The sequence below is a fragment of the Mesorhizobium loti R88b genome (assembly GCF_013170845.1).
Classification (GTDB): Bacteria; Pseudomonadota; Alphaproteobacteria; order Rhizobiales; family Rhizobiaceae; genus Mesorhizobium; species Mesorhizobium loti_B.
The window spans coordinates 5,346,227-5,358,846 of sequence record NZ_CP033367.1 but is presented as its reverse complement, the minus strand read 5'-3'; the positions used below and the strand labels follow the sequence as shown (position 1 = coordinate 5,358,846).

Annotated in this window: 11 protein-coding genes; 1 reads left to right on the top strand and 10 read right to left on the bottom strand. The window is 62.3% G+C overall.

Features of this window, described 5'->3' with window-relative positions:
- Positions 1 to 36 precede the first annotated feature (36 nt).
- From EB235_RS26315 to rpsF, 9 genes are all read right to left on the bottom strand, one after another.
- A complete protein-coding gene (locus EB235_RS26315; RefSeq protein ID WP_027034474.1) occupies positions 37 to 693 on the bottom strand; it encodes a CvpA family protein in 657 nt (218 codons plus the stop codon).
- A 44-nt stretch (positions 694 to 737) separates the two neighbouring features.
- Entirely contained in the window at positions 738 to 2,141 is a 1,404-nt protein-coding gene (gene radA / locus EB235_RS26310) for a DNA repair protein RadA (RefSeq protein ID WP_027034475.1), read from the bottom strand.
- A gap of 48 nt (positions 2,142 to 2,189) precedes the next feature.
- Positions 2,190 to 3,683, bottom strand: a complete 1,494-nt coding sequence (locus EB235_RS26305; protein ID WP_027034476.1) for a replicative DNA helicase — start codon at positions 3,681 to 3,683, stop codon at positions 2,190 to 2,192.
- A 220-nt stretch (positions 3,684 to 3,903) separates the two neighbouring features.
- Positions 3,904 to 4,881 carry a small ribosomal subunit Rsm22 family protein gene (locus EB235_RS26300; RefSeq protein WP_027034477.1) on the bottom strand — a complete coding sequence of 326 codons (978 nt, stop codon included), beginning with the start codon at positions 4,879 to 4,881 and terminating at the stop codon, positions 3,904 to 3,906.
- Between the two features lies 1 nt (position 4,882).
- A complete protein-coding gene (locus EB235_RS26295) occupies positions 4,883 to 5,206 on the bottom strand; it encodes a YnfA family protein (RefSeq protein ID WP_027034478.1) in 324 nt (107 codons plus the stop codon).
- Between the two features lie 92 nt (positions 5,207 to 5,298).
- Positions 5,299 to 6,591 carry an SAM-dependent methyltransferase gene (locus tag EB235_RS26290; RefSeq protein ID WP_027034479.1) on the bottom strand — a complete coding sequence of 431 codons (1,293 nt, stop codon included), beginning with the start codon at positions 6,589 to 6,591 and terminating at the stop codon, positions 5,299 to 5,301.
- Positions 6,592 to 6,766: 175 nt separating this feature from the next.
- Positions 6,767 to 7,351, bottom strand: coding sequence for a 50S ribosomal protein L9 (gene rplI / locus EB235_RS26285; protein WP_027034480.1), 585 nt, complete (start codon positions 7,349 to 7,351; stop codon positions 6,767 to 6,769).
- Positions 7,352 to 7,568: 217 nt separating this feature from the next.
- Positions 7,569 to 7,817 (bottom strand): 30S ribosomal protein S18, encoded by a 249-nt coding sequence (gene rpsR / locus EB235_RS26280; protein ID WP_006203718.1) that lies wholly within the window; start codon positions 7,815 to 7,817, stop codon positions 7,569 to 7,571.
- Positions 7,817 to 8,311, bottom strand: a complete 495-nt coding sequence (gene rpsF / locus EB235_RS26275; RefSeq protein ID WP_027034481.1) for a 30S ribosomal protein S6 — start codon at positions 8,309 to 8,311, stop codon at positions 7,817 to 7,819. The genes rpsR and rpsF overlap by 1 nt, the downstream gene beginning before the upstream one ends.
- 513 nt (positions 8,312 to 8,824) lie before the next feature.
- Here rpsF and EB235_RS26270 point away from each other — a divergent pair.
- Positions 8,825 to 10,501: a pilus assembly protein TadG-related protein gene (locus tag EB235_RS26270; protein ID WP_245268933.1), complete on the top strand. Its 1,677-nt coding sequence runs from the start codon at positions 8,825 to 8,827 to the stop codon at positions 10,499 to 10,501.
- A gap of 34 nt (positions 10,502 to 10,535) precedes the next feature.
- Here the strand turns inward: EB235_RS26270 and EB235_RS26265 are convergent, their stop codons facing one another.
- On the bottom strand, positions 10,536 to 12,488 hold the full coding sequence (locus tag EB235_RS26265; protein WP_080680993.1) for an LTA synthase family protein: 1,953 nt from the start codon (positions 12,486 to 12,488) through the stop codon (positions 10,536 to 10,538).
- Positions 12,489 to 12,620 lie beyond the last annotated feature (132 nt).

The following is a 12,620-nucleotide window of genomic DNA, read 5'->3' as shown; positions in this document are numbered from 1 at the left end:
TTCACACGATCGTCGGTCCTGACGCCCCCTTAGGCGTCAGTTTGCCGGTGCTGCCGGTGCCGGATTGGCTGGCGCGTTGTCGGCTGGCGGCGGTGTTGCGTCATTGTCGTCAGGCGCCGGTGTGTTGGCGTCGTCGCCACCGGCAGGAGCGTCCGCAGCCGGAGCCGCTGGAGTAGCCGGCTGATTCGGATTGAGCTTCTTCAGGATGGCGTTTTCGGGATCCTCGGGCAGCAGGCTCTCGAGCTTGGCGCCGATCTGTTCCAGCAGCGGCCGCGACTTGGCCTCCGTCACCCAGGCCGGTGCCTTGGCGCCGGCCAGCCAGTTGAAGAACAAAAGCGCCACCGCGACGACCAGGATGCCGCGCGCGGCGCCGTAGAGGAAGCCGAGCGTGCGGTCGAGCGCGCCGATCCGGGAATCGATGATCCAATCGGCAAGCTTCATGGTGATGACCGAGACGACGATCAGCGCGATGATGAAGACGGCCCCGGCCGAAGCGGCCATGGCGATCTTTTCGTTCTCGATGTAGGGCTTCAGATAGGGCAGGACCGGCTTGTAGAAGAAGAAAGCCGCCGCCGCTGCCGCCGCCCACGAGACGACCGACAGGATTTCGCGCGAGAAGCCGCGAACCATGGCGAGCATCGCCGAGACCAGGGTGAAGCCGACGAGAATTCCGTCAAGCAGCGTAATCGGCATGTCTTTCGCCCCACTTCATGTCGTTTACCACACGACCAGCCGCGTCACTCTTCTTCGTCCGCGCGACTGCGCCGTGAGCCGGCTATGCGTGCCACGAGGTCGGCAAGCTCGGTGGGCTGGAAAGCGCCGGCCCCGATCCCTCCGGCAAGTTCCTCGCTGCCCAAGGGCAGAACCGCGCTACCAAAACCCAGCTTTTCGGCTTCCTTGAGGCGCTGCTGCGCATGCGCAACCGGCCTCACAGCGCCCGAAAGGCTGATTTCGCCGAAATAGACGCAATCGGCGGGAAGGGCAAGACCGGTGAGCGAGGAAACCAGTGCGGCCGCGACCGCGAGGTCAGCCGCCGGCTCGCTGATGCGGTAGCCGCCGGCAACGTTGAGATAGACATCGTGGCTGCCGAAGCGCACGCCGCAATGGGCCTCAAGCACCGCCAGGATCATCGACAGCCGGGCGCCGTCCCAACCGACCACGGCGCGCCGCGGCGTGCCGAGCGAGGAGGGCGCGACCAGCGCCTGAATCTCGACCAGAACCGGCCTTGTGCCTTCCATGCCGGCGAAAACGGCCGCACCTGGCGATTTCGCATGGCGCTCGCCGAGGAAAAGCTCGGACGGGTTGGCGACCTCGCGCAGGCCCTTGTCCGACATTTCAAAGACGCCGATCTCGTCGGTCGGGCCGAAGCGGTTCTTCACCGTGCGCAGGATGCGGTAGTGATGTCCGCCTTCGCCCTCGAAATAGAGCACGGCATCGACCATGTGCTCGACCACGCGCGGACCGGCGATCTGGCCTTCCTTGGTAACGTGGCCGACCAGCACGATCGCCGCACCCGTGGATTTCGCATAGCGGATCATCGCCTGGGCGGCGGCGCGCACCTGGGTAACGGTGCCAGGCGCTGAATCGGCGAGGTCGGTCCACAGCGTCTGGATCGAATCGAGAATGACCAGATCCGGCCGTTTGCCGTCGGCGATGGTGGCAAGAATGTCCTCGACATTGGTCTCGGCCGCCAGTTCCACCGGCGTGTCGGCGACGCCCAGCCGCTGCGCCCTCAGCCTGATCTGGGCCACGGCTTCCTCGCCTGAGACATAGACGATGCGGTGGCCTCTCGAAGCAAGGGCAGCGGCAGCCTGGGTGAGCAACGTCGACTTGCCGATGCCGGGATCGCCGCCGACCAGCAGCGCCGAACCGCGAACGAAACCGCCGCCGGTGGCACGGTCGAGTTCGCCGATGCCGGAAATGATGCGCGGCGCATCCTCTATGTCGCCCGACAGTGTGGTCAGCACCACCGCGCGGCCCTTGCGGGCGTTGCGCGTGTTGGCTGGTCCCGAGCCGATGCCGCCGGACGTGCCTTCCTCGACCAGCGTGTTCCACTCGCCGCAGGCATCGCACTTGCCGGCCCAGCGCTGATGCACCGATCCGCAATTCTGGCAGATGAACTGGACGCGCGATTTGGCCACTAGCGTTGCGCCGTTTGCCAATCGCTGAAGGTTGGGTGGGTCAAAGGGCTACTCAAACCTCTCCGCGATATGATGTTCCTCAGCCAGATCGGAGAAGCGGGTGAATTCGCCGTGGAAGGCGAGCGTCACCGAGCCCGTCGGGCCGTGGCGCTGCTTGGCGACGATGACCTCGGCCTTGCCGCGCATCTCGTTCATCTCGTTTTCCCACTTGACGTATTCCTCAGTGCCAAGCTTCGGCTCGCGGTTCTTGAGATAATACTCCTCGCGATAGACGAACATCACGACGTCGGCGTCCTGCTCGATCGAACCGGATTCACGCAAGTCCGAGAGCTGCGGGCGCTTGTCCTCGCGGCTTTCGACCTGACGCGACAGCTGCGACAGTGCAATGATCGGCACGGCCAGTTCCTTGGCCAGCGCCTTCAGGCCGGTGGTGATCTCGGTGATTTCCTGCACGCGGTTCTGCGAAGACTTGGCGGATGAACCCTGCATCAGCTGAATATAGTCGATGACGATCAGGTCGAGGCCGCGTTGGCGCTTCAGGCGACGCGCGCGGGCAGACAGCTGCGCAATGGAAATACCGCCGGTCTGGTCGATGAACAGCGGGATCTTCTGCATGGTCTGCGAACAGGCGACCAGCTTCTCGAAATCCATTTCGGTGATTTCGCCGCGGCGGATTTTCGAGGACGAGATTTCCGTCTGCTCGGAAATGATGCGGGTGGCGAGCTGTTCCGACGACATTTCGAGCGAGAAGAAGCCGACGACACCACCATTGGCTGCCTTGAACGAGCCATCGGCCTGCTGCGCCGGCTCATACATCTCGGCAATGTTGAAGGCGATGTTGGTGGCGAGCGATGTCTTGCCCATGCCTGGACGGCCGGCGATGATGATCAGATCGGACGACTGCAGGCCGCCCATGCGGCGATCGAGATCGCGCATGCCGGTGGCGAGGCCCGACAGATGGCCGTCGCGCATATAGGCGGCGTTGGCCATGTCGACCGCGGTCTTGACTGCGTCGGTGAAGCTCTCGAAGCCGCCGTCGTAGCGGCCCGTCTCGGCCAGTTCGAACAGGCGCCGCTCGGCGTCCTCGATCTGCTCGGAGGGCGCCATGTCGACCGGCGCGTCATAGGCGATGTTGACCATATCTTCGCCGACGGTGATCAGCGCGCGGCGCGTCGCCAGATCATAGATGGCGCGGCCGTAGTCGGTGGCATTGACGACGGTGACGGCTTCGACCGCCAGCCGTACGATATATTGCGCCACCGTCATGTCGCCGACCTTCTCGTCGGCCGGCAGGAAGGTTTTCAAGGTGATCGGCGTCGCCACCTTGCCCATGCGGATGAGCTCGGCCGCGATTTCGAAGATTTTTCTGTGCAGCGGCTCGTAGAAATGGCCTGGCTTGAGGAAGTCGGAGACACGATAGAAGGCATCGTTGTTGACGAGGATGGCGCCGAGCAGCGCCTGCTCGGCCTCGATGTTGTTCGGCGCCTCGCGATAAAGCGGTTGCTGCTCCGCCACGCCAAATTTTCGCGCTGCCTCTGCCATGATATCCCCGATTTCGATCCCGGCTTCTCGATATCAGAACGAGACGAAACGGTGCTGACCTTTCTGCATCACTGCACGACCAAACAGCCTCGATGCCCGTTGTTCACAGGAACGGCAAACCGTCCACAGGAGAATGTTCCTGTGTCCCGATTCCCTTTGACTCCGAGAGGCGCGGATCTCTATCCGAGTCGCGGGAACAGATCAAGAACAATCTTGACGGTCACGTGCTTCCCGGGTCCAGCGTATCGCCCCAGTCCAGGCGCCGCGCAGCCTTGAACAGATCACCGTCGCGTTTTGTGAACAGTTGTTCGCCGGCGCCGCCGTCCGGTCCGCACAGCTTGAGCAGAACCTTGCCGGAGCCGGATTTCGGCGGGGCGATGACCCGCGCGGCATGGGCGGCTGCCGGCTGGCGCGAAACGGCGACAAAAATGAATTTCTCGTCTTCCCACGGCACTTCCGCGTCCTTGGCCATCCGATGCAGGCGCGAGCGGGCGACGCGGCGGGCAAAGTGGCACCAGTCGGGCGGGTTGAGCGGGCAGGGCGCTTGGTGCGGACACGGCGCCAGCACATGCGCGCCGGCCGCGATCAATTGCGCGCGCACCGCCAGAATTCGCTGCCAGCCCGCCGGCGTGCCCGGCTCGACGATCAGCAACGTATCTGCCGTCAGTTGCCATAGCCGGTCGACCATTTTGGGCAGGGATGCCGGCACGATCTCGTCCAGCACATAGGCGCATGTGACGAGGTCTGCAGGCTGAAGGTCGGCAAGGTCTGTTGTGACGTCGCCGGCCCGCCATTCGGTCCGTGCTGCGATCGCATCGGTGGCAAGCGTCTCGCCGACCTTGCGCACTGCTGCACTCGCTTCCAGCAAAACGGCCTGTTCGAGATCAGGCCAGAGCTCGCTGGTGGCCCAAAGCACCGCACCAGGGCCGGCGCCGACATCGAGCAGGGTTTTCGGCATGAAATCCGGCCGGGCCTCGTTCAGCGCGCTGAGGCTGGCGCGGACCGCGGCATAGGTCGCCGGCAGCCGCGTCGCCAGATAGGCCTTGACCGCCATGTCCTGCGCCATGTGCAGACGTCCGTCGCGCAGTTCGGCGCGGTAGCGGTCGGAGAGTGTCTTTGCCGCCTGTTTGAGCTCCGGAAGCGGCACTTTTTCAAGGATGCGATCGACAGCTTGTCGAAGAGGGGCGGGCAGTTCCACGCTATGCTCCTCGCGGTGTGAGCAGGATGATCGAGGCCCCGGCTATGCAGAGCGCAGCACCGGCAACATCCCAGCGATCGGGCCGCACGCCTTCCACCAGCCACAACCAGGCCAGCGAGGCAACGATGTAGATGCCGCCATAAGCGGCATAGGCACGGCCCGCGGCGTTGGTGTCGACCAGCGCCAGAAGCCAGGCGAACACAAGCAGCGAGACGAAGCCCGGCGCCAGCCACAGCGGCGATCTTTCCAGCCGCCACCATGCCCATACCGAAAAACAGCCAGCGATCTCGGCCAGCGCTGCTGCGGCATAGAGGAGATAGGTCATGAAAAAGGCCTCGCGACGATCACGAGGCCTTTTTCAGGGCAGGGGTGGGGAATGGCAAGCGCCAATGGCGAAGGCGCACCAAAGTCCTGTTTCTATTCAGCCACCTTGCGGCGGCGGGCGGGCTTGGCGGGCTTCTCGACCGGAGCCGCCTCGCGGCGGCCCATGTCGCGCATTTCCAGCGCCTTTTCGCATTTGGCCATATAGTCGCGGGTCACCGGCAGCGTGTCGTTCTTCTTGGTTATCTGGAACTGGAAGATGACGAGGTCCTGCCAGCGGAAGGCGGCTTCCGAAGCGGCCAGATAGAATTCCCACATGCGGCAGAAGCGTTCGTCGTAGATCGACTTGGCCTTGTCACGGTTGGCGGCGAAGCGCTGGCCCCAGTGCTTCAGCGTATCGGCATAGTGGAGCCGCAGGATCTCGACGTCCGTGACCACGAGGCCGGACTTCTCGATGGCCGGCATCACCTCGGACATTGCCGGGATGTATCCGCCCGGGAAAATATACTTGCGGATGAAGGCGCTGGTCGCCCATGGCACGCCGGAGCGGCCGATCGTGTGCAGGAGCATGACGCCATCGGGCTTCAGCAACGTCGCTGCTTTGTCGAAGAAGGTCCTGAAGTGGTTCACGCCGACATGTTCGAACATGCCGACCGAAACGATGCGGTCGAAGCGTTCGTTGAGTTCGCGATAGTCCTTCAGCTCGAAATGGACGTGGTTTTCCAGGCCTTGCGCATGCGCCCGATCGGTGGCGACCCCATGCTGTTCGGTCGACAGCGTCACGCCCTGCACGTCGACGTCGAAGGCCTTGGCGAGATAAAGGCCGAGCCCGCCCCAGCCGGAGCCGATGTCGAGCACGGTCTGGCCGGCCTTCAGCCTGAGCTTGGCAGCGATATGGCGCTTTTTGGCTGCCTGTGCCTCGTCGAGCGTCATGTCCGGCTGCTCGAAATAGGCGCAGGAATACTGCATGTCCTCATCGAGGAAGAGCCGGTAGAGGTCGCCCGACAGATCGTAGTGGCGCTGCACGTTGCGGCGCGAGCGCGAGGCTGTGTTGATCTGCTGCAGTCGGCGGAAGGCATGGCGCAGGCCCTCTATGGCCTTCGACCATGTCGCGTCGATGCCGCCGCTGCCCATGTTCTGGAAGGCAATGCGCATCAGCCCGAGAACGCCGCCTTCGAGAATGTCGAGTTCGCCGTCCATGTAGGATTCAGGCACCGCCAGCATAGGATCGAAGGTGATGGCGCGTTCGGCATGTCGGGTCTTGATATGCATTTGCACCGGCTCGCCGCTGCCGTCGCCGAAGACGAATGTCGAGCCTTTGGGTCCGGTTACCTTGAGATTGCCCGTGCGCACCAGGCGGTCGAGAACGCGCTTCAGCAGAATGTTCATAACCAAATGTCCCCTCACGGTCAGACTGGCTGCCTTAATTCTGCAACAATATATAGGGGTTCGAAAAGTTCCATTTGGCACAAAAATGCCCGGGCGAGAGGCCCGGGCATTGGTCCAGAAAGGCTGGATGACGACAAAGTGATCGGAGCGCTGCTCCCTGGCTTGTCGTACGCGATCAGGCGTTGTCTTCGCCGCCTTCGAACTCGCTGTTCGGATCGAAGAAGTTTTCCGGCCGTGCATTGTCGTTGATGTCGTCGCCATAGATGGCTTCGGCGGTGGTCAGCGTCTCGCCCTTGGACTGGCGCTCGGCTTCATCAGCCGTACGGGCGATGTTGAGCGTGATCGTGACTTCGACTTCCGGATGCAGGGCAACAGCAACATTGGTGAGGCCGATGGTCTTGATCGGATGGTTGAGCAGAACCTGGCTGCGGGCGATCGAGAAGCCTTCCGCCGTCAGCAGGTCGGCGATATCGCGCGTCGACACCGAACCGTAGAGCTGGCCAGTTTCGCCTGCGGAGCGAACGGTGATGAAGCTCTTGCCGTCGAGCTTTTCAGCAACCTGCGTCGCTTCCGACTTGCGCTCGAGATTGCGTGCTTCGAGTTGCGCGCGCTGACCTTCGAACTTCTTCTTGTTGCCTTCGTTGGCGCGCAGCGCCTTGCCCTGCGGCAGCAGGAAATTGCGGGCAAAGCCGTCCTTGACCTTGACGGTATCGCCCATCTGGCCGAGGCGGGAAACGCGTTCGAGAAGAATGACTTCCATGGTTTTGTTCCTTCTGGTTGGGCGTCCGTCCACAAGGCCGGCGCCGAATTCTCTGGAACAGGTCAGGAAGCAAAAGGGGCGTTGCCGCCGGTGTCGCTGTCCTGCCTGTCGCGGCAGTTAGAGGTTTTGACCTCAACTCGGGATTTGATGCCTAAAACCGGTCATGCCCGTCATGGCCGGCGAAAGGAACGGGCGGCGAACCGCCCGTTCGAGAGAATTAACGGACGACGTAGGGCAGCAGGCCGAGGAAGCGGGCGCGCTTGATCGCCTTGGCGAGCTCACGCTGCTTCTTCTGGCTGACGGCGGTGATGCGCGACGGCACGATCTTGCCGCGCTCGGAAATGTAGCGCTGCAGCAGACGCACGTCCTTGTAGTCGATCTTGGGCGCGTTGGCGCCGGAGAACGGGCAGGTCTTGCGGCGACGATGGAACGGGCGCCGGGTCGGGATCTGATTGATGTCGACCATTATTCTGCACCCCCTTCAAAGCCTTCGCGCGGACGGCGCGGACCACGATCAGCACCGGCGTCGCCGCCGAAGCTGCGCGGCGGACGATCGCCCCGGTCACGGTCGCCGAAGGAACGCGGGCCACGGTCGCCACGGTCGCGATCGCCGAAGCCACCGCGCTCGGAGCGCTCTTCGCGCTTCTGCATCATCGCCGACGGACCTTCCTCATGCGCCTCGACCTTGATGGTCAGGAAACGCAGGACGTCCTCGGACAGACCCATCTGGCGCTCCATCTCGTTGAGCGCGGCCGGCGGGCAGTTGAGGTCCATGAGCGTGTAGTATGCCTTCCGGTTCTTGTTGACCCGGTAGGTGAGGGACTTCAGTCCCCAGTTCTCGACCCGGCCGACGGACCCGCCATTCGCGGAGATGACGCCCTTGTACTGTTCGACAAGCGCATCGACCTGCTGCTGCGAGAGGTCCTGCCGGGCAAGAAACACATGTTCGTAAAGAGCCATTATGTCTTGGTGCCTTTCTTCGTTTCTCTCCCGGTTCCCGGCGGCAAAAGCCTCTGCAACTTCTCTGTCCCGCTGGTCCCGGTTAAAGGGGCGGGGAAGAAAGGAGCATGACGAGACGGTCGAGAGCGGAGACACGGGAGGCGGAAGCACTTCTGGCTTCACACGAAGGCTTTCGAAAAAACCTCCGGCCCTCCGTTCAGCCCCCAGCTGGGACCGGCAGATTGGCGGCGTCTATACAGCAATCCACTGATAAGGCAAGGGCAGGCGGCATTCCCGATGTCGCAGGCGCTGGAAAATCAAGCTGCAGCGCCGGAGCCGCTTGGCAATTTCCCGGCAACCAGCCCTTAACCACAATGTCAGGTTGCAAAGGGTTGAGCCCCTCCGTCAACGGTCGATTCATCATGGAAGGCGCAAAAGCCCGTGCAATCCGCACAGAACAGGCGGCAAGCATTTCCGGGGGTAAGGATGCTTCTCAACAAATTCTGGCGCTCGAAGAGCGGCAATTTCGCGCTTATGATGGGGGTCGGGCTGCCCGCTATCCTGTCGGCCGTGGCCTTCGCGGTCGACGTGTCGACCATCATGCGGGCCAAGAGCAATTTGCAGAATGCGCTCGACTCCGCAAATCTCGCCTCCTCGCATCTCGGCGATCTCGACATTACCCGCACCGACGCCTTCAATCGCTATTTTCAGGCCAACATTGCAGGGCACGGTGAACTCGCCAACGCGCAGGCGACGCTGACCGTCGACAAGGGCGTCAACTACATCAAGACGAAAGCTGTCGCCTCGGCGGACGTCAATTTGAACTTCGCCTTCCTGTTCGGCCAGAACAAACACATTGTCGTCGATGCGTCGGCCGTCGAATCGAACAACCAGCTCGAAGTCGTGCTGGTGCTGGACAATACCGGCTCGATGGCTGGGGCAAAAATTGCTGCCCTCAAGACAGCAACCGACAGTTTGCTCAAGCAACTCGAGGCGGCGCAGTCTCCGACGCGCAAGGTCCATGTGGCGCTGGTGCCATTCGTCACCGCTGTCAATGTCAATGGCGACGGGTTCGATCCCTCCTGGATCGACATGGATGGCAAGTCATCCACCAACGGAATCAATTTTCCCATCATCAACGGCAAGCGTCCCAATCATATGGCGCTGTTCAGGCAACTGATGAAAGACCCCGCATCGGCCGCCAAATTGACAGGATGGATGGACGCTGCCGGGACGGACACGGGCTGGAAAGGTTGTGTCGAAGCACGGCCTGGGACCCTTAACATCTCCGACACGCCGCCGGATCCGTCCAGGCCCGACACTCTGTTCGTGCCGTACTTCGCGCCGGACGATCCGGGGGATGGCACCAAACCTTCCGGCAGTTATTCAAACGACGCCAATTACTACAATAACTCATTTATCAAAGACACAGCTGACGATGCCAAGCTTGCTCGCGACGGCGGCGTCAACATCCTTGGAATAGATTTGAGCGGCCTGCTTGGAAGCGTCGTCAATTTGGTGCTCGGTGGCCCTTCGAAGGCAGATCTCGACACGGTCGCCAAATATGTGGCACCGCAGAACAGCTCCATTGGCACCGCGGCCACGACGGACCCAAATGCCTTGCAATTGACAGTGGGGCCAAACCGATCCTGCCCGTCGCCGATCGTTCCATTGACAGACGATTTTACAAAGCTTCGCAAGGAGGCTGGCAAGATGCTTGCCTGGGCGGGCTCTGGCACCAACGTCGCGGAGGGACTGGCCTGGGGCCAGCGCGTGCTGTCGCCGGGTGCGCCGTATACCGACGGAACGCCGTGGAAGACGCCCGGGGTCAGCAAGATCGTTATGTTGCTGACCGATGGTGAGAACGTCGTTTACGGCGCAAGCAACGAGGCGACCAAATCCGACTATACGTCCTACGGTTATCTCGCGGGCTCCCCCTATGGCGCACCGGGTCGCATGGGCTCGGACAACCAGGCGGCGGCGGCCCGCAACGTTGACGGCTGGACCAAAAGCGTCTGCACGCAGCTTAAGAACCAGGGCGCGCAAATCTACACCATGGTGCTGCAGTCCGACACCGCCGCCAACCGCGCGCTGTACAGCGCCTGCGCTTCGGATCCCAGCGACTACTACGCCGTCAACGATCCCGCCAAACTGCCGAACGTATTCGAGCAGATTGCCAACAAGTTCTCGAAGCTGCAACTCACGAATTGACGCCTATTCGCCCTTCCGAAGGCAATCGAATGCTTCAACTCGTATGGGCGACGACCTTGTCGACCGTCTCGGGGAAGAAGTCCGGCGCAGCCTGGCGCTTGCCGAACATCATGTCGTACTGGATGAGCCGGAAATCGCGGATCGCCGGGTCGATATCCTTCTGACGCGACCAATCGGGTGTGGCCTCGCCAGCCGGGGTCAGCAAAAGATTGCGGTCGACAACGCGGTAGCGCTCCCGCATCTCGCCCAGGAAGCCCGTATAGTAGGGATGGGTGATGCCCGCTGCGGTGAGGATATGATAGGGCAGGAATGCCGGGCTCACCGTCCCGAGGTTCTTGACCGCACCGGAGCGGTTCGACCAGATGACCAGCGGTGTCTCGTGATGGTCGAGTGCGGCTTCCGGCGTCGGCTCCTTGCGTGGCGCGACGTTGTCCTTGAGGAAACCGGTTTCGACATAGACCGGCCCCAGCGGCGGCAGATGGTCCCCGAAGAAGGCGACAATCGTCGGCCGCTCGCGCTTGTTGGCCCATTCGATCAGCCGTTCAAGGCCGTGGTCAGCGTCGGCTGAACCCTCCGCATAGCTCAGCAGCGAGGCGCGCGCCCATTGGCTGATCGGCGCCTGCACCGAGTGGGTCGTGTTGTCATAGCGGTTCGGTTCATAGGGGCCATGGTTCTGCAGGCTGACCGCAAAGAAGAAAACCGGTTCGTCGCTGGCGTCGGCCTCGCGGATGATCTCATCCGTCATTGCCGCATCAGATGCCAGCGGTCCGCGCTTCTCCATGGGTGGCAGCGTCTCTTCCGACTTGAAATCGTTGAACCCGAAATCGGCATAGACCGCGCCACGGTTCCAGAACCAGTTGGTGCCTGGATGAATGGCGCGCGCCCGGTAGCCTTCACTCTTCAGGAAGGTCGCCATCGAAGGTGTCGGCGTGCGCACATATTGCTGATAGGGGATGCTGCCGGCGGGCAGGAAGGCGTTGGAAAAGCCGGTCAGCGCCTCGAATTCGATATTCGCGGTCATGCCGCCGAATTCAGGCGAGAACATCGAACCGGAACGCAGTGCCCGCACGGTGGGAATGGGGTCCGGCGTGATGGTGACGCCGGGAAGCTTGGTTGGGTCCCAGAAGGATTCGCTCATGACGACAATAATGTCGGGCTTTTCATCAGGCACCGAAGCGGCAATCTGCGGCCGGTCGATCGCGGCAATCGCCTTGTCCGAATAGCCCGGCGGTGCCGAGACATGCGCCATCGGCACATTGAGCGCAAAGGCGAGTGCAAAGCCGTTGGAGGCGTAGTTTTCCTTCTGGTCCCACATGATCGGGATGATCTGCAGCCTGTCCCGGGTCCAGGAGAAGGTGGCGTAGTCCATGATCGAGACGAAGAAGGCGAGCAGCGGCACGGCCAGCGTCAGCCGGGCAAGGCGGCCCTTGCGGCTGAGTGCGGGAACCTTGCGGCGCCACAGCCGCCAGCCATAGACGAGCAGCGACAGGCCCGCGACGATGCCGACGACCATGGCGAGTGCGGTCATCGGCCGGTCGCGCACCAGGAGCGGCAGCAGCGCGAAGATCTGGCGGGCATAGAGAAAGTCAGTCGGATAAAGCGGATCGCCCAGATAATGCGATTTCTGGTGGCCGACAAAGGCCAGCGACAGCGTCAAGGGCGCGACGATCATCAGGCTCTGGTGACTGCGGCCGAGCACGGCGTCGAGACCGATCAGGATCAGCGCGAACACGACGATCGTGGTCCAGCCAGGCTTGAGCGGCTGCAGGAAGAAGGAGACGGTGCCGGCAAAGTCGCCGCGCACGATCAATTCGATGGCAAACACAAGAATGGCCGAGATCGCCAGGCTGATCAGCCCGTAACGGACCACCGGCCACCTCCGGCCTGGCAGATAGCCGGTCGACGGATCGTCTTCCAGGAACTGTGGCGCGGCCTTGCCGACGCGTTTCGAACTCTTTGCCACCTTAACTTCCCCACCCAGCGACAGGCACGTCGCTCGATTGTCATATAATTGTCACGCAAAGCTAGCGCCTGTAGCGAAAATAAGAAGAGCCAGCAAACGATTCGTGAGCGGTTTTCATCAGGAGTGATCGCCAAAAAGCCCTTTTGGAACAGGCAC

What these genes read in the sequence shown, in the direction of transcription:
- rplI (WP_027034480.1), bottom strand. Translation starts at nt 7,351, where the DNA reads ATGGAAGTCATTCTTCTCGAACGCGTTTCCCGCCTCGGCCAGATGGGC.
- EB235_RS26305 (WP_027034476.1), bottom strand. Translation starts at nt 3,683, where the DNA reads ATGGCAGAGGCAGCGCGAAAATTTGGCGTGGCGGAGCAGCAACCGCTT.
- EB235_RS26290 (WP_027034479.1), bottom strand. Translation starts at nt 6,591, where the DNA reads ATGAACATTCTGCTGAAGCGCGTTCTCGACCGCCTGGTGCGCACGGGC.
- EB235_RS26295 (WP_027034478.1), bottom strand. Translation starts at nt 5,206, where the DNA reads ATGACCTATCTCCTCTATGCCGCAGCAGCGCTGGCCGAGATCGCTGGC.
- rpsR (WP_006203718.1), bottom strand. Translation starts at nt 7,817, where the DNA reads ATGGTCGACATCAATCAGATCCCGACCCGGCGCCCGTTCCATCGTCGC.
- rpsF (WP_027034481.1), bottom strand. Translation starts at nt 8,311, where the DNA reads ATGGCTCTTTACGAACATGTGTTTCTTGCCCGGCAGGACCTCTCGCAG.
- EB235_RS26270 (WP_245268933.1), top strand. Translation starts at nt 8,825, where the DNA reads ATGATGGGGGTCGGGCTGCCCGCTATCCTGTCGGCCGTGGCCTTCGCG.
- EB235_RS26315 (WP_027034474.1), bottom strand. Translation starts at nt 693, where the DNA reads ATGCCGATTACGCTGCTTGACGGAATTCTCGTCGGCTTCACCCTGGTC.